Origin of the sequence: Liquorilactobacillus aquaticus DSM 21051 (genome assembly GCF_001436755.1) — a bacterium.
In the GTDB taxonomy this organism is placed as follows: Bacteria; Bacillota; Bacilli; order Lactobacillales; family Lactobacillaceae; genus Liquorilactobacillus; species Liquorilactobacillus aquaticus.
Map to the genome: position 1 here is coordinate 24,983 of NZ_AYZD01000027.1, position 16,435 is coordinate 41,417.

At 36.5% G+C, this 16,435-nt stretch carries 12 protein-coding genes; 1 reads left to right on the forward strand and 11 read right to left on the reverse strand.

All coding sequences use genetic code 11. The annotated features are described in order from the left end of the window. Window positions 1-10 precede the first annotated feature (10 nt). From FC19_RS08900 to FC19_RS08940, 9 genes are all read right to left on the reverse strand, one after another. On the reverse strand, window positions 11-832 hold the full coding sequence (locus tag FC19_RS08900; RefSeq protein ID WP_057876620.1) for a PTS system mannose/fructose/sorbose family transporter subunit IID: 822 nt from the start codon (window positions 830-832) through the stop codon (window positions 11-13). Window positions 833-846: 14 nt separating this feature from the next. After that, the gene (locus tag FC19_RS08905) at window positions 847-1,689 is read right to left on the reverse strand and encodes a PTS mannose/fructose/sorbose/N-acetylgalactosamine transporter subunit IIC (protein WP_057876621.1); all 843 of its coding nucleotides are present in this window, start codon (window positions 1,687-1,689) and stop codon (window positions 847-849) included. Window positions 1,690-1,702: 13 nt separating this feature from the next. Next, a complete protein-coding gene (locus FC19_RS11860; RefSeq protein ID WP_057876622.1) occupies window positions 1,703-2,194 on the reverse strand; it encodes a PTS sugar transporter subunit IIB in 492 nt (163 codons plus the stop codon). 39 nt (window positions 2,195-2,233) lie between these two features. Then, window positions 2,234-2,656 (reverse strand): PTS sugar transporter subunit IIA, encoded by a 423-nt coding sequence (locus tag FC19_RS11865; protein WP_057876623.1) that lies wholly within the window; start codon window positions 2,654-2,656, stop codon window positions 2,234-2,236. 141 nt (window positions 2,657-2,797) lie between these two features. Then, the gene (locus tag FC19_RS08920) at window positions 2,798-5,404 is read right to left on the reverse strand and encodes a sigma 54-interacting transcriptional regulator (protein WP_057876624.1); all 2,607 of its coding nucleotides are present in this window, start codon (window positions 5,402-5,404) and stop codon (window positions 2,798-2,800) included. A gap of 435 nt (window positions 5,405-5,839) precedes the next feature. After that, window positions 5,840-6,535 carry a LiaF transmembrane domain-containing protein gene (locus tag FC19_RS08925; protein ID WP_057876625.1) on the reverse strand — a complete coding sequence of 232 codons (696 nt, stop codon included), beginning with the start codon at window positions 6,533-6,535 and terminating at the stop codon, window positions 5,840-5,842. Beyond that, on the reverse strand, window positions 6,532-6,987 hold the full coding sequence (locus tag FC19_RS08930) for a LytTR family DNA-binding domain-containing protein (RefSeq protein WP_057876626.1): 456 nt from the start codon (window positions 6,985-6,987) through the stop codon (window positions 6,532-6,534). The genes FC19_RS08925 and FC19_RS08930 overlap by 4 nt, the downstream gene beginning before the upstream one ends. Window positions 6,988-7,212: 225 nt before the next feature. After that, on the reverse strand, window positions 7,213-8,580 hold the full coding sequence (gene brnQ, locus FC19_RS08935) for a branched-chain amino acid transport system II carrier protein (RefSeq protein ID WP_057876627.1): 1,368 nt from the start codon (window positions 8,578-8,580) through the stop codon (window positions 7,213-7,215). A 509-nt stretch (window positions 8,581-9,089) separates the two neighbouring features. Further along, the gene (locus FC19_RS08940) at window positions 9,090-9,839 is read right to left on the reverse strand and encodes a glucose 1-dehydrogenase (protein ID WP_057876628.1); all 750 of its coding nucleotides are present in this window, start codon (window positions 9,837-9,839) and stop codon (window positions 9,090-9,092) included. Window positions 9,840-10,489: 650 nt separating this feature from the next. On the opposite strand from FC19_RS08940, the gene FC19_RS08945 reads away from it, so the two are divergent. After that, the gene (locus FC19_RS08945; RefSeq protein ID WP_057876629.1) at window positions 10,490-12,118 is read left to right on the forward strand and encodes a peptide ABC transporter substrate-binding protein; all 1,629 of its coding nucleotides are present in this window, start codon (window positions 10,490-10,492) and stop codon (window positions 12,116-12,118) included. Between the two features lie 163 nt (window positions 12,119-12,281). On the opposite strand, the gene adhE is transcribed toward FC19_RS08945, so the two are convergent. Together adhE and FC19_RS08955 are read right to left on the reverse strand one after the other, a co-directional pair. Beyond that, on the reverse strand, window positions 12,282-14,963 hold the full coding sequence (gene adhE / locus FC19_RS08950) for a bifunctional acetaldehyde-CoA/alcohol dehydrogenase (RefSeq protein WP_235809360.1): 2,682 nt from the start codon (window positions 14,961-14,963) through the stop codon (window positions 12,282-12,284). A 200-nt stretch (window positions 14,964-15,163) separates the two neighbouring features. Beyond that, window positions 15,164-16,147 carry a linear amide C-N hydrolase gene (locus FC19_RS08955; protein ID WP_057876631.1) on the reverse strand — a complete coding sequence of 328 codons (984 nt, stop codon included), beginning with the start codon at window positions 16,145-16,147 and terminating at the stop codon, window positions 15,164-15,166. Window positions 16,148-16,435: the final 288 nt, after the last annotated feature.

The following is a 16,435-nucleotide window of genomic DNA, read 5'->3' on the forward strand; positions in this document are numbered from 1 at the left end:
TATGCACTCCTTAAGCAATCCCGAGTAGCGAAACAACAATTCCTAAAATAATTATTCCAAATATCAGATAATTGATTGAAATATTCTTTTTCTTCAATAGATAAAAGCACAGCAAAGTAATTAGTAATGGGACTAACCCTTTAAAAATCTGATCAAGCATTACTTGAGTCTTTAAAACAGTCTTCCCAGCCATTACCATATTCCACTTGACCTTGAACAGTACCATTTGATTTGTCATAGCTCCAACCATGATCAATCCCACGATACTTGCAGCTTTAGTCAAAATATTGATAAGGCCATTTTCATAAAGCTTCGAAATATAGGTTGAACCCAATGTGTAACCTAATTTACCGCCATACCACCGAACAGCTTGAACCGGTATATTAAAGATCAGCAAGAAAATAATCGGTGCGAGGAAGTTACCAGATTTGGCTAAGCTAATGGCAACACCAGCCGCAATTGCTTTTAACACACCCCAGAAAACTGAATCACCTATTCCTGCTAATGGACCCATCAAACTAGTTTTTATGGCATTAATAGAGTCCGCATTAAAATCTTTCTTAGTTGCGTTTTCTTTTTCCATTGATGCTGTAATTCCCATAATGAATGGGCTCATGGCTAAATTAGTATTAAAATAGGACATTTGACGAACCATAGCTTCTTTTTTATCTTCAGAATCCTTATAAAAATAATTGATAAATGGAAGCATTGAATATTCAAAACCTGAAGCACCTTGTTTTGCTGGTGTTACAGATGAATACAACATAAAAGAACGCCAGTACATTTGATGTAATAATTTTTGTTCATCTTTACTTAAAGTATTGTTTGCCATCTTTTTTTCCTCCACTAATCAAAGAAATCATCATCTTCTATATCATTTCCTGCTCCAGCTACCTGCGCATTTTGAACGTTTGCTGCTGCTAATGCTTTTTGTTCGGTTGCTTTTTTGTTCAGCTGATGCATTTCGAAATCACGCTGGCCGCTTACAACTCCAATTACAATTGCCATAACCGCAACTGCAATCAGTGGAACCTGGAAGTATGCAACGATTAAGAAGCCTAAAAAATAATATACTGAAATATTGTTCTGCCATAAAATTTTCATTAACATTGCCATCCCAACGGCGGGTAGCAGATTCCCAGCAACCGTAAGCCCATTGACGATCGTTTTAGGAATCATATTTAAAATTTCCTGCGTAGCTGTTGATCCAAAAAGAATGGCGAAAAACGGAATTAATGAATAAATAAACCACTGTGAGGCCCACAATCCATAATGCAGTGCAACTATTTGTTTTTGATTGCCTTGTTTAGCCAATGTATCGAATCTGCTGGCAAATGGGCCAACAAATAATACATAAATTAATGTCTTAATCTGTAATCCAATGATTCCGATTGGAATTGCGATAGGCAAAGCAACACCCAATCCACCGTGTAAATTGATTGCAAAAGCTACGGCTAAAGCACTTGCCAATCCTGGTTCAGCCGAACTGGCACCCCCAATGTTAACAACACCCATAAAGATTGTTTCAAGTGCCGCTCCCAACAATAAACCTGTTTTTAAGTCTCCTAGTGCTAATCCAACAAGCGGACCAATAACGATTGGTCTCCCCAATTGAGTAAACCCAAGCAGTTCTTGACCACCTACCGTGAGCCATACTATCAGGGCAACTATTATAGCTTGATACAACATGTTTGCTTCCTCCTTACAAACTCAATTTTTTCAAAGCACTGCTTGCTAATTCTTTTTTATCATCTGGCAAATTCTGAAGTGCAGTATCTGGATAGATCTTTACCAATTCCTTAAGACTTTCTATTTCTTGGTTTGTTAGCATTACAAATTGAGTTAGAGTCGTTTTATCTCCTTGAACAGACTTGCCCACATTGCCAATATTGACATAGTTAATACCTGAGATACTTTCCGCCAATACCTTTGCATCCGCAATTGTCCTCACTAAGACAAGTAACTTCATCTTTCCGGCACGAGGATCATTTAGCAAATTGATCGCACCATCAATTGTTTTGATAATAACTTTAATTCCTGTAGGAACCGCCATCTTAAGCGCCATCTTTTGCGTTTCATTGCCAGCGGTTTCATCATTAGCAACTACAATACCATCTAGGTCAAGTGCTCTTGACCATACCATCGCGATTTGTCCATGAATAAGTCTTTCATCTACTCTTAAAGCTTGAATCATTTTAATCTCTCCCTAAATTTATTTTTTTATTATATTTGCTTACTCAAAAAAATCTTGTTCATTCTCATCAATATCCGACTGTAACTGAACTTGTTTTAAATTATCTTTTCCCTTTTTGATCACACTTTCAATAAAATCTTGTGTAATCTTTGCTTGTCCCAACACAGTCTCCAAAATAACAGGCAAATTAAATCCAGTGATAATAAAGATGTTTTTTCGTCCAGCAGCCATAACGCTCACTTTTTGATTGACACTGCCGCCATACAGGTCAGTAAAGATTACTGCACTATCTTCATCATTTAATCCATCGAAGAAACCATTTAATTCTTCATCTAAATCCTTTGTACCGTCTGTATAGGCAGAAATATAACTAATTGGCTGCTCCTGCCCTGCAAAAAGTTCAATTGTACTTTTAATTCCTTTTGCCAGCTCACCGTGTGTTGCAATCAAATACTTGTTCACAAAACCATCCCTTTCTATTCTTCTTTCTCATAATTATTACATAGCAACTTCCGTGCCAACTTTTACAAAAAGCTTCAATTCAACTTTTTTGAGCAAAAAAAAGAAACAAGCACTCATTTTTGAGCACTTGTTTAAGCACATTCAATCAACTATCAGCGGTCTTAGCAGCTCGTACATCAATGATATCTCATAATCATTCACCGTAATATTGTACTTCACTTCAGCATCATGAAAAATATTCTTTGAAACTGAATAAAATTCTAATTGAGCTTCTGACATCTGTTCATGGATAGTATGTCCTTTGTTACTGGAATTATTTGAAACCAATGTTCTTTCAAGCATTAAAGAAATATGCATATACAAATTCAATTTTATTTTCCCGCTTAAACTCAAATGATAGTACTTTTCATACTTGCTGGTAATTTTCTGAACTTCTTTTATCACAACTTCTGGATTTAAAAACTCTAACCTATCCCCAATGCCCTCAATCGTGAAAAATTTCAGTAGCTCTTCGATCAAAGCATTAATATTTTGATCACTTTCTCCAAGTTCTTTTAGCAAAGCATAGAGCTTTTGGGTACCCGGTTTATCCATAATATCGTAAATGTTAATAATTGAGGTTGCCGTATGCTGTGGAATATCTGTGGTAGTGAGAATTACCTTTGTGTTCCGAAAGTATTCGTGATCGTGATTGTCCAAAGAATTTTTCAGGTCTTTATAATCCATCGTTATGATATCAGTGTCGGTTTGAGAAACTTTCTTTATAATATTTTTGATTTCCTTAGAAAGTCCCTCACCTGACATACACGAGACAATAATATTTTGTTTCTGCGATAATCCCTCATAATATTGTGTACTGATAACATCTCGATATGATTCTGCCTTTTCGGCAATTTCTTTAAATTGATTATTTTGTTGTATTTGAAGGCCTATATCCAGTGCTGTCGCTGTTGTCACATTATTGATAACCAATAAATCTGAGGAAAGCAATGGCTTTATCTCTTTATACATCTGACTCAAAGATCCCATATCAAACATCAAAATCGTTCCCTTATATGTTTGAGACTGCTGATTGATAAAATTACCGATTTTTTTACTAATATCCAACATTGAAGTTTCAATTGGCATATCGAAGCTTTCAAAAATATAATTACCACACAAATTATTAACAATACTCTGGATGCTGGCCGCCATTGTTTCTCCATGCGACACAATGATTGCTAACATATCTATTTTCTCGATGTCATTTACTTTAGGTGCAAAAATCAAGAAAACCATCGCCAAGGTAACTAAATTTTGAGGTATTTCCTTAAAATTTAGTTGCTGTGTAGCAAGTACTGCTAGATATGTTGTTCGTGGATATCTTTTTTTGACAGATCGTACCAAGCTTTCGATGTCGTTCAAATTAAGCTGCTCAGAAAAATGGATCATCACATCCAAAAACTGCGTTAAAGTTCTCACATCACTATCTGAAATATTAAGATTCAATCCATAGCGATGCCTTAAAAAAATAATTACTTTTTTTACTCTTTTTGCCATTACACCGGCCATTTTCTCATCTAAGTCAATATTAAGAACTGCCTGTTTCATATCATGTAAAAAACTTTGGATTTCTAAAACATTATCTGAAATGGGCGCATTTTGATGTTCATTTTTCTTCAAAACACTAATAAGTTTTAAAACTTCCTGCTTATCGCCAACGGACATTACTGGTTCAAAATTCTCGACTTTTTGATACTCAAGGAGAACATACTCTTCCAAGAAAACCTTTTTATTATCGATCGTTATGCAGTGTCGCTTACTATTATCATTACGATACGCATCAGCACACATTAACTTTACTTTATTTTGAATGGTACCAATATTACCCGCTGAGGAAATAGCGACTAGTGATCTGAGAATACCATAGGCAATTTTCAAATCACGCTGAATAGAAACAGCTTCTTGATAAAAGAAATGAAGTATAATTTGATATCTCTCGAATAGAGGCCTTTTAGAAAAAGATGGCAGTTCAAGCTTCAAAGGTACTCGTCTCCTAAATGTTTGCAGGAGATAGTTATCTAATTTCTCTGTTGTGGCAAAAATAAAACGGATATGAACCTGACGTGCTTCTTTGCTCTCTCCCAATGGATAATAATAACCAGTATCAAGCAGGGTAAATAATTTTTCCTGACTCTCTATTGGTAACCGGTGAATCTCATCTAGAAAAAGATAACCACCATCTGCTTGTTCAACCAAACCAGCAGTATCTTTTTCAGCTCCAGTAAATGCACCTTTTTTGTAACCGAATAGAACTGAAGAAAGAAGTTCCGGATTATTCGCATAGTCAGCACAATTTAACACAACAAATTTTGCAGATTCGGCGATAACATGCTTCTGGTGCGCATATTTATATATAAGGGATGCAAGATAACTTTTACCTGTACCCGAAGGACCTGTGATAATCAACGGGAAACCGCTAGGCGGATAAACAACTGATGATTTAGAAGATTCGATGACTTTCCTTAAACTACCTGATGAACCTATAAATTTTGAAAAAACATCTGTGTTCTCTTTTATTTTCCAATAAATAGGCTTAGTTCCATATTTAATGACCAAACCATCTTTACGCAATTGAGATAAATATGAGCTAGTTACACCGCGTGTGAGTCCTGCAGCTTTCGCAATTTCTTCAGTTGATATGTCCTGATGACCACCGTTGAGCAACTCTTCCAGCGCATCTCTGACTTTAAAACGAGCTTTTTTCATGAACTAATCTCCCTTAGAGTGTTTAACTATATTTAATCACATTACCACAAACACAACCATCTTATTTTTTAATTACAAAAACAAGCAAAAAAGCTCGTTATTTTCTCTCCTAATCCGTCTTTCTCCATTAATTCAGATTAAAAGCTAAACTGCTTAATCCCATTAAGCACATTATAGTTAAGCCTGCGTTAAAAGTTATATTTAACTAATCTTCTCCTTGAGTCTTGTATTATACAAGTTAGCATTTTTTTTAGCCATGAATCAATATTCAAAGCCAAACTTTGTTCACAATTCAATTAATGCTCAAGGTTAGCAAATCCTGGCACACTCCTCTTTCTACAAAATAAAAAACATCCTCAAAGTTTTTATTCCGACCTTGAAGATGTTTCATATGATAACCACTAGTTTTTTATAAATTATAATTAAAAACACTCTTTAGATATAATGAATCACCAAACCGCTTAATTTTAAATTACCCTTTAAAAAAACAGTCGGTCCTTCTCCAACGTTGGGCCTTCCCTTTTCTTCTATCCCGCTCAAGAAAGAGGCCACTTGTTTTTTTAATTTCCATGTTTTCGGAATATAGAATTCAACCCCACTGTATGCAGCATTTATGTTGATTGCTGCACCGTCTTCTTCAATCGTTGCATTGTCAAAATAAATCTTCATCCCAGATGCATATGCATCAACATCTGCTTGTCTGAAATTTTGAGACTGTACATACTGGACACTTGAATTCATATTGCCGCTGAGGCGGACATGAGAATCATCTTTTGTTGCCGATGTTTTGTCAAACGTATATCCGTGCTTCTTTTTTCCAAAACTCATCCCCTGGTGAAATAAGAGTGAAAAGCCAATACTTAACAACACCGCTGATCCAAGTATTGTCCATGGAACCAAATGTTTAATTCCCAGAGGTTCCGCATAGAGCATGCATAAAAAAGCGATCGAAAAAACCATTCCTGGAACAGTTCTGTGAACCACGCTCTGAACAAACGCTGCAACTAAGAAAAGTGTAATAATAACACTCCAAAAACTAATTTGTCCACTAATCCATCCCATTTGACCAGCAACCAACAAAAATGCACTCAATAAGAAAAATATTCCCCAAAACCATCTTTGCTTTTTCATAAATTTTCCTCCTTTTCTTCTAACCGTTTCCTCAATAATTTGTAGTATTTTCTAGAAACATAGATCTGCTTATGTGAATTTTGAAATTGGATAAGGCTATTAGAAACAGAGTGAGTCAATGAAAATATTTTATTTGTGTTCAGAATAGTTGATTTCGACACACGCATGAATTCATCCGACAAAATATCTTCCAACTCATATAAACGATACTTGACCACATAAACATCATCTTCCGTATGTGCGTGAATTTGACGAGCATTTGTTTCAAAGAACAGAATATCATCAACGTTTATGTAATACTCTGTTCCTTTTTTATAAAATAAAAGAGAACACCTTTTCTGCTTAGCTTGGAGCATCTCATTTAACTGCATAATCTCTTGAGAATATTCTGGGGCGTGTATCACGACCTCTGTTTCTTTCAAATTTCCATCAATATCAATTGTTATCTTCATAGACAATCCCTTTCACACTCTAAGTAGAACATATTTCGAATGGCGGGTAAATTATTTTGGTACAAGTGGTAAGTTCTTCTGTGTAAGTGGCACATAGTTCTAGAAATCAGGCACCAATTAACTGATCTGCAACCTTGAACAGCGTATTACAGCACCTCCCTCTCATCTGTCGAGATAACGAAGGAAAGTATTTGCAATCTTTTAATCGCAAATGACCTTCATGTTTTAAGCTGCATTACGTTTGTTTAAAGCTTTTTCAGCCGTACTTTTTTTCCAATGCAGCAAAATCCCCAGTGCTAACCCTGCTACTGTGGGCAATATCCATCCAAACCCAACTCCCGAAAATGGTATAAATTGATGATATTCACTTAAAAGGCCGCTAAAAAGGCTGCTTAGTTCTTTTGGCGCAGCGTTAATACCGTCTAAAACCGCAGCAATACTAGTAAAAATCAATGTGGGACGGTATATAATAGGATTCAGTTTAAAGAAGTAAGTAAGCAATGAAAGTAATATCAAAGCCATTGCTAATGGATAAAGAAACATCAATAGCGGTGTAGCCCAGGCAATAATCTGGGTCAAGCCTAGATTAGACGTGCAAAATGATGCAGCAACTGTGAAAATAAGGAAAAAATTGTATTTGATCTTTGGAAAAATGCTATGCATATCTTGCGCAAAAGAAGTTACCAATCCTAAAGCCGTTGTAAAAACAGCCAACGTTCCCATAACTCCTAAGAATGCAGTTCCAAAAGAACCTAAGTAATGTTGGGTGATCTGCCCCAGTGCAATCCCACCGTTTGCGGAAATTTTAAATTGACCTAAACTTGCTGCTCCTAACATTATCAATCCAAGATAGATAATCGCTTCAATACTCATTGCCAGAATACCTGTTTTTATCAAGGATCCTGCAATCTTTTTCGGATGAGTAATCTTCAAAAAGTTAAGTGCTTTTATAATTGTTACTCCAAAAGCAAGTGTTGCAAGAGCATCCATTGTGTTATATCCTTCTAAGAAACCATTTGCAAATGGTGCTGTTTGATAAATAGCTGTGACATTTTGCTGCAAGCTCCCCATGGGTTTGCTTATACCAATAATAAAAATAATTGCTAGCAATAATAAAAACAATGGATTCAACCATTTACCAATGTAACGCGTAAGGTGTATTTCATTCTGTGCAAAAAGATACACCAAAAAAAAGAAAATTGCAGAAAAGAAAAACAGACCTAAGCCTTGATACTTCGTTGGTAAAACACTTGCAAATGATAACTGAAAAGCAGTTGAAGCTGTCCGTGGTGTTGCAAATAAAGGTCCTAAAGATAAATGCGTAATTATTAAGAAGAACACAGCAAACTTTTTACCAGCAGGCGCCCCAAAGTCATATAATCCGTGACTCTTAGAAATTCCTAATGCTATCAATGCTATCAATGGTATCAATGTTCCAGTTACTAAAAAACCTAATGATGCTAACAACCAGTTCTGTCCAGCCAACTGCCCTAAATGTACTGGAAAAATAAGATTGCCTGCCCCAAACAACATGCCAAAAATCAGTGATGCAATCAAAATTATTCCTCTAAAACTCAATTTGTTTTCTTTCATAATAAAAATACACCCTTTCATAATAAAATATTCTATTCATTTTTTTCATTTTAATTTACATCTTAATTCGACTTCCTTTCATATTTTCGCAACAAAAAAGCGTCCTTGAATTAAATCCAAGGACGCTTTCAACGCGGTACCACCTTTTTTACCAGAAAACTGTAGTCTGAAAATAGACTATAATTCTGATCTCTCATGCGCGGCCCCAAAAAGAGCGATGCATTGGCACTTTAATGGGTGCACTCATCAACAACTAAAGGCTTACTTTTCGTTGCTGCTACTCAAAGACTACAAACAGCACTCAACCAGATATTCTTCCACCATCGCGAATATTCTCTGTACGGGCCAATATTACTGTTCCTTCTTCTCAACGTATCTTAACTATATATTATATTAAGGCATATTATTCTTTAAACTACATAAAAAGTCAAGATTTTTTTATCTTTTTGTTTTTTTTTTGTAAAACCAGCATCTATTTTTCATCTCTGATTGAAAATTCGAAGAGCTATTTAAGCCCTTATACCACCGTCAACTGTAAATTCTGAACCCGTGACGTAACCAGACTCATCGCTGCCTAAGTAAACACACAACTCCCCAACATCTTGGGGAGTTCCCACATGTCCTACCGGTATTTCAGGGATGATCTGCTCATAAATATCTTTTGGCACCATCGGGGTGTCTATCCAACCTGGATGAACCGAATTAACACGGATTTCTATTTTTCGATGAGCTAACGAAAGAGCCGCTGAATGAGCTAATAATCTTGTACCGCCCTTACTTGGTGAATAAGCTGGTGCAAAAGGGAAGCCTACTAAACTGGCATCCGATGAAATATTTATAATTGAACCTTTAGAATTATTTGTCTGCTTCATTGCTTGGATTGCTGCCTTAACGCCTAAAAAGTTACCTGTTAAATTCACATCGATAACTTTTTGCCAGTCACTTAATTCCTCTTCTTCAATTGGAACTAAATTTCCACAAATACCTGCATTATTTACCAAGATGTCTAATTTGTGAAACTTTGCTAATGTTTCTTCAATAACTTTTTGCCAATCTTTCTCCTTAGAAACATCTTGTTGAACAAATAACGCTTGTTTTGAACCAAATTTGTGAACAGCAGTTTCCCCGCCTTTCACATTATGATTAGCAGTCAACACAACACTAGCGCCTTCACGAACATAACATTCAGCAATTCCTAAACCAATTCCTGCGACTCCACCGGTAATAATCGCTACTTTTCCTTCCAATCTTCCTGCCATCTATACTCACCCCATTATTATTTAAATTCACTTACTGCAATTCGACATCACGCATCTTTGAAAGATAGATTCTGCGCAGTTCAACTGTCTTTCAAGTTTTAAGATAGCACTTCCATTTTTTATATGCAAGTAACTGCTTGCTTGATCCTAAAAAATAATTTAAAAATTATGTATATATTTTGATTTTTTTTAATAGATAATCTTTGATTTCGTTTTGCTTTGTTAGGAAACCAGAAGTTAAATAATCATGACAATTAATATTAACTAATATTGCTATAACATCTAAGAAAAAATTTGCTATTGATTTTTTTTTTTAAATGGCTATACTTTAACTATTCGTTAAAAAAACTGCTAGTCAGTTTAAAATAAAAGGGAGATTAGATGACCATGACGCGTTTACATAATTTCACTATTTCTTGTTTATCAGTAATTTTAATTATTAGCCTAGTCATTATTAGCACGCGCGATGTGTCATCTAATGTCTTGGCTTTTTAGGAAACCAAAAATTAGACCCATCGCGCGAAAAAACCATTTTTCAAAGCGGTGGGTTGTTAAATATCGAACTCTGGCACCCACCTGCTGCGCATTCTCAGGTGGGTGTTTTTTTCAGTTATATTAAAGAGTTGATCGTCCCTTTAGGAGGAATTTATATGAATTGGAAAAAAGTTTTATCTACATCAGTTGTTTTTGCAGCTTGCAGTCTAGCTCTTGGAGCATGTGGTTCTAAAAGCTCTGGTCAAGCATCATCCAAACAAACCTTGCGGTGGTCAGAACCTTCTGAGCTGCAGACGTTGGATCTCTCAAAAGTTGTTGATACTGTTAGTTCCGATATGATCAGTAACAGTACTGAAGGCCTCTATCGCCTTGGTAAAAACAGCAAAATCGAACCTGGACTTGCTACCAAAACTCAAGTATCTGATAACGGTCTAAAATATACTTTTACCTTGCGCAAAAATAGTAAGTGGTCAAATGGTGAACCTGTAACTGCTAAAGACTTTGTCTATTCCTGGCGCAGAACCATTGATCCTAAAACAGCATCTGAATATGCTTACCTCTTCGCGGGCATTAAAAATGCTGCCGCTGTTACGGCTGGGAAAAAAGCAACATCCGAGCTTGGCGTTAAGGCAATTAATAATTATAAGCTGGTTGTTACTTTAGACAAAAAACTGCCCTACTTTAAGCTTTTGATGGGTTTCACTCCATTCTTCCCACAAAATCAAAAAGCAGTTGAAAAATTTGGCTCAAAATATGGCACCTCTGCTAAATACATGGTTTACAACGGGCCTTATAAAATGACCGGCTGGACTGGTTCTAATTTAAAATGGAAGTTAGTTAAGAATAATAGTTACTGGGATAAGAAAAATGTCAAATTAAATGATATCTCCTTCCAAGTTACTAAAAGCCCAACGACTTCATACAACCTTTATCAAGATAACAAATTGGACGAAACTTATTTAAATGCGGAACAGGCTAAACAACTGAGCAACAATAAAGAATATCTTTCTTTAAAACAGTCACGAACAAACTATTTAGAATTCAATCAAACAAAAAAAGAATTTCAAAACAAAAAAATTCGCGAAGCTATCTCTTATGCAATCGACCGTCAGCAATTAGTTAACAAAGTACTAGGCAACGGCTCGCTTGTGTCCAAGAGCGTTGTTTCAAAGGGATTAGCAAGCTATAATGGTCAGGACTTTACTAAAGACGCCGCCACAACAGCTGGAACTAGCTACAACAAAACTAAAGCGCAAAAATTGTGGAAAGAAGGCTTGAAGGAATTAGCTGTTAAGAAATTAAGTTTCTCTTTATTGGGTGATGATGATGATGCTAACAAGGATGTTGCAACTTATCTTCAAAGCCAATTAGAAACTAATTTGCCTGGTGCAGACGTCTCAGTGTTAAGTCTTCCTAAGAAGACAAGAATAACTCGCTCTACCAATGGACAATTTGATGTGGTTGTTTCTGGCTGGGGAGCAGATTTTTCAGATCCAATCAGTTTCTTAGATCTATTCACAAAAGGCAATTCCTATAACAACGGTAAATGGGATAGTTCAGAATATGACAAACTGATCACAGCTTCAAAAACAACTGATGTTAACAATACCAGTAAACGTTGGAATGATTTAGTCAAAGCATCACAACTCTTGAATAAAGAACAAGGGGTCGCTCCACTGTATCAACTGTCCCAAGCTCAAATGTTGAAGAGCAAGGTTAAGGGTGTTATTTACAATACAGCTGGAGTAGCCTTTAACTTCAAAGAAGCTTATATTGAGAAATAATCATTATATCTTTTATTTCATTAATTTCATGATACTATTCCTCAATCTTTAACTCTCAGTCTTTGAGGTTTGTGTTGAAAAAAAATAGAACAACAAAAGGGTCTACGCAAAACGTTAGTTTTGCGTAGACCCTTTATTGTTTGGATACTATTTCTTCGAAAACTTAAAATTGATCTAACAGCATCTGACGAATTTCCTCAAGACGTGGTTGCCTTGGGTTGGCTGGTGTGCATTGATCGTTATAGATCAGATCAACCAGTTTATCAAGTGCACTGTCAAATTGTTGCTTCGTCACACCGTTAGCAGACAATGTAGGTACAACCTCTACAGCCTTCATCAAGCCTGCAATTTTATCGCACAAAGCCTCAACTAGCTCTGCATCAGTTCTGCCTTTCAAGCCTAAGTAACGCGCAACATCAGCATAGTCCTTTTGAGCACGGTAAACTTCATAGCGAGGGAATGGAGTCCGTTTTACTCTTCCCGCAACACCATTAAAGCGAATCACATGCTGCATCGCAATTGAAATAACCAAGCCATGTGGTAACCCAAATTCCCCACCAGTTTTATGAGCAATCGAGTGATTGATACCTAAGAAAGCATTGGCAAAAGCCATTCCACCTAAAGTTGCAGCATAATGCATATTTTCACGTGCTGTCTCACCTGCTAAATCTGGCTCCTTAGGATTAAATTTGTATGAATTTTCCAAGTTTTCAAAAACAAGTTTAATTGCTTGCAATGACCATGGACGAGTGAAGTCAGATGCCATAACAGAAACATACGACTCCAAGGCATGTGATAAAGTATCCAAACCTGACAAAGCAACTGTCCGCTTTGGAACCGTCATAACGAATGCTGGATCAACAATCGCAACTTGAGGTGTCAGTTCATAATCTGTTAATGGATATTTAACATGTGTCTTATCATCTGTAATGACGGCATAAGGTGTCACTTCTGAACCAGTACCAGAGGTTGTTGGAATTGCAACTAACTTAGTATGTGTTTGGTGATGGAATTTCACAATTCTTTTACGGATATCAATGAACTTTTGCTGCAATCGAGTAAACAGCTCACTCACTGCTTCATAGCTATCCAAGAAACCTGGTTCTTGATCAAGTGAATACTCGTAGATAAAGCGTGCAATCTTTGAAGCATCCAAGGCAGAGCCACCACCAATTGCAATGACTGTATCTGGTTGAAAATCACGCATTTGTTTTGCAATTTCAATTGTTTGCCCTAAGGTTGGGTCAGGACGAACAGTTCCGTAAATTGATGTTTTAACTTCATCGTCTCGAATTTCCAGTTGTTCATAAATTTTATCAACAAACCCGAATTTGACCATCCCTGGATCAGCAACGACGAATGCTCTCGTAATATTTTCAATATCCTGCAAATATGAAATGGCATTTTTTTCATAGTAGATGTTTTCTGGCAACCGTACCCATTGTGGACGATTACGCCTTTTAGCGACTGTCTTAACATTCAAAAGATCTTTTGTTGATAAGTTATGTGACAATGAATTCTTCCCCCATGATCCTGTACCTAAAGTCAGACTTGCGCGTAATGCATCAGTATAGATATCTCCAATCCCGCCAATTGAATCTGGTTGATTAACCAAAATACGAGCTGCTTTAGTTTTATCTCCAAACTCTGTCAGGAATGGATCAGATTGAGAACCAATTTGAATAGCTGCATTATGACCAGCCCCTTGATAATTCAAAAGGTCAGCAACAATTTTAATCCCATCTTCCCGATTTTTGGCCTTGTAGACTGACAGTAATGGTGACAATTTCTCTGAAGAAAGTTTTTCGCCGATATTCTTAGGATCAAGTTCAAACAACATAACATCTTTGCCTTGTGGCAACTTGACGCCAGCCTGTTCAGCAATCCACTTCGCCGGTCTTCCGGCAACCGGTCCGTTGACACCGTGCCTGTCGTTGAAAACATAGTCAGCTATCTTCTGATAGTCTTTCTTCGGCACAACGTATGAGCCCTTTTCTTCCATTTTTGCTAACCATTGATCATAGATTGCTGCTTCAACTACAACTGAGTTTTCAGTTGCACAAATCATCCCATTATCAAAACGCTTTGATAAAAGTAAATCCTCAACAGCACGATCAACATGTGCAGTATGATCAACGAAAACTGCCCCATTACCAGCACCAACACCCATTGATGGATTACCTGACTTCAAAGCGGCATTAACCATTCCGGGACCACCAGTGGCCAGAATAGAAGCGATCTTTGGATTCTGGATCAAAGCCGTTGTATTATAAAGCGATGGTGTTTCAACCCACTGTATAATATCTCTTGGTGCTCCTGCTGCAACTGCTGCATCATATAAAATTTTAGCAGCATGGACTGAACATTTTTGCGCTTGTGGATGAAAGGCAAAAACAATCGCATTTCGTGTTTTTAATGATAGTAAAGATTTGAACATTGCGGTAGAAGTCGGATTAGTAGTCGGAACAATTCCGGCTAAAACTCCAAGTGGAGCAGCAATTTGAATTTCACCGGCAACTTTATCTTCATGAATCACACCGACTGTTTTATCATTCTTAATAGTATTAAAAACGTTTTCAGTTGCAAACCGATTTTTAGTGTCTTTATCTTCAACAACTCCGCGCCCCGTCTCGTCAACAGCTTCATGTGCAAGTGTCAAAGCTGCTTCAGATCCAGCTAGAGCGGCCGCAGCAACAATTTTATCAACCTGTTCTTGTGTAAAAGTAGAATATTCTTTCTCTGCTTTTACAGCCTTATTGACCAAGCCATCTGTGTACTTTCGTGCTTCATCCATCAAAGCCGCTTTTTCCTCAGCAGACAATACTTTTTTTGCTTTTGGTTTCATTACTTTTACCATGTGATAATTCCCTCCTACGCTTTAATTAATATGCAATGTTTTTAGTTATTCTACATGTGAATAACTTCACTTATTATATTAAATCTATTTGGCAACGATTTCAACTGTTTTGAACATTTTTTTAAACTTTTTTTTTTAACTTTTTGATCAACGTTAATTAGTTTCCACTGAGACTGTGTAATCACCAACTAGTCTTCAATTACCGCAGTCGTCTTTAAATGATCGTCCACAGGATAAAAATGTGTTTCTTTCCAATGAAGCATTTCTTCAGTCAAAGTTAAGGTAACAATGCCTAGCCTATTGTAGGGTTCAAAATAATAAGTCAATGATTCTAAACAAACTGCAGAACGATACACAGAATAATTACGCTGATAGTTCTTACTTTTAGGGACACTCACAGTATTCAGTAAATGCCAGCTGCTAACAACGGCCTCGGCTTCATTTTGCGGAATGTCAATTCTTTCCCTGAAATACGCAGCTCTGGCAAACCGCGCTCCGGGTGTATATGAACTTGATGGCACTTTTTTACCCGCAAAATGACCAGTACTAACTCGTGAAAAATCACACAAAAACGGTTGCTCTAACACCCCAGGCTTAAACTCCAAATAATCCTCTAAACGTTCAAGATGTTGTTTAAAATCAAAAACATTTGTTGCCACTCCTAATGGATTTTCAATTAATTCCATTGGCTGTTGCACAGGTTCTAACAGTACAACTCTCCCAGTTAAATCCATTGCGGCATAGTGCAATTCTGGGTACCCATATGGTCTCTTTGCTTTTTTACCGTTCATTAATTGAATCTCATCCAAATGTTGTTCAATATCTGCTACAGATTTGAATCGTCCTAACAGATACAATGGAAGTTCAAACGGAGCCAAAGAAGTCTTATCAGTTGATGGAGTCGTTAATAGTTTGCTTCCGTTTTTAAAAGTTAATTTCTGGATGCTGAGCCCACATTCATTAGCACCATCTGAAATATCCACCTGACTGTTGCTGGCATGACCAACTCCAATTATTGCGTAACGGTTGTGATACTTTTTGCCATCAAAAACCGAATGCCATTGATACTGACGGGGAACAAACAATAAACTACTCAGCAGTTGCGGCCAATCCATTGTACGTGCAAGTACATGGCTGCCATCAGCAGCTACCTCTGAAATACTTGTACACATAGTGACATCCCCTTTATATCTTCAATACGAAACTTTCTACCTATCCATACTAAAAGATAATTTTTTCTATATATACAAGCATAATCGAAAACGACTAAAATTACTTCTCAAATGAACTTTCAAAGACTCTTTACTAAATTCATACTCAAGCTCCTAAAAACTTTTGAGCATTTTCAAAAAATACAAACATAGTTCAGACAATTATCAATTTTTATTATTCGCTTGAAATTTTTTATTCTGCAATCTCTATTAAATAACTAAATCCTAAATACTTGTTTATTTATGAAC

Bases quoted from the DNA above. Each gene is read 5' to 3' on its own strand.
- FC19_RS11860 (WP_057876622.1), bottom strand. From the start codon at position 2,194: ATGATTCAAGCTTTAAGAGTAGATGAAAGACTTATTCATGGACAAATC.
- FC19_RS08905 (WP_057876621.1), bottom strand. From the start codon at position 1,689: ATGTTGTATCAAGCTATAATAGTTGCCCTGATAGTATGGCTCACGGTA.
- FC19_RS08945 (WP_057876629.1), top strand. From the start codon at position 10,490: ATGAATTGGAAAAAAGTTTTATCTACATCAGTTGTTTTTGCAGCTTGC.
- FC19_RS08940 (WP_057876628.1), bottom strand. From the start codon at position 9,839: ATGGCAGGAAGATTGGAAGGAAAAGTAGCGATTATTACCGGTGGAGTC.
- FC19_RS08955 (WP_057876631.1), bottom strand. From the start codon at position 16,147: ATGTGTACAAGTATTTCAGAGGTAGCTGCTGATGGCAGCCATGTACTT.
- FC19_RS08930 (WP_057876626.1), bottom strand. From the start codon at position 6,987: ATGAAGATAACAATTGATATTGATGGAAATTTGAAAGAAACAGAGGTC.
- FC19_RS08920 (WP_057876624.1), bottom strand. From the start codon at position 5,404: ATGAAAAAAGCTCGTTTTAAAGTCAGAGATGCGCTGGAAGAGTTGCTC.
- FC19_RS08900 (WP_057876620.1), bottom strand. From the start codon at position 832: ATGGCAAACAATACTTTAAGTAAAGATGAACAAAAATTATTACATCAA.
- FC19_RS08925 (WP_057876625.1), bottom strand. From the start codon at position 6,535: ATGAAAAAGCAAAGATGGTTTTGGGGAATATTTTTCTTATTGAGTGCA.
- adhE (WP_235809360.1), bottom strand. From the start codon at position 14,963: ATGAAACCAAAAGCAAAAAAAGTATTGTCTGCTGAGGAAAAAGCGGCT.
- brnQ (WP_057876627.1), bottom strand. From the start codon at position 8,580: ATGAAAGAAAACAAATTGAGTTTTAGAGGAATAATTTTGATTGCATCA.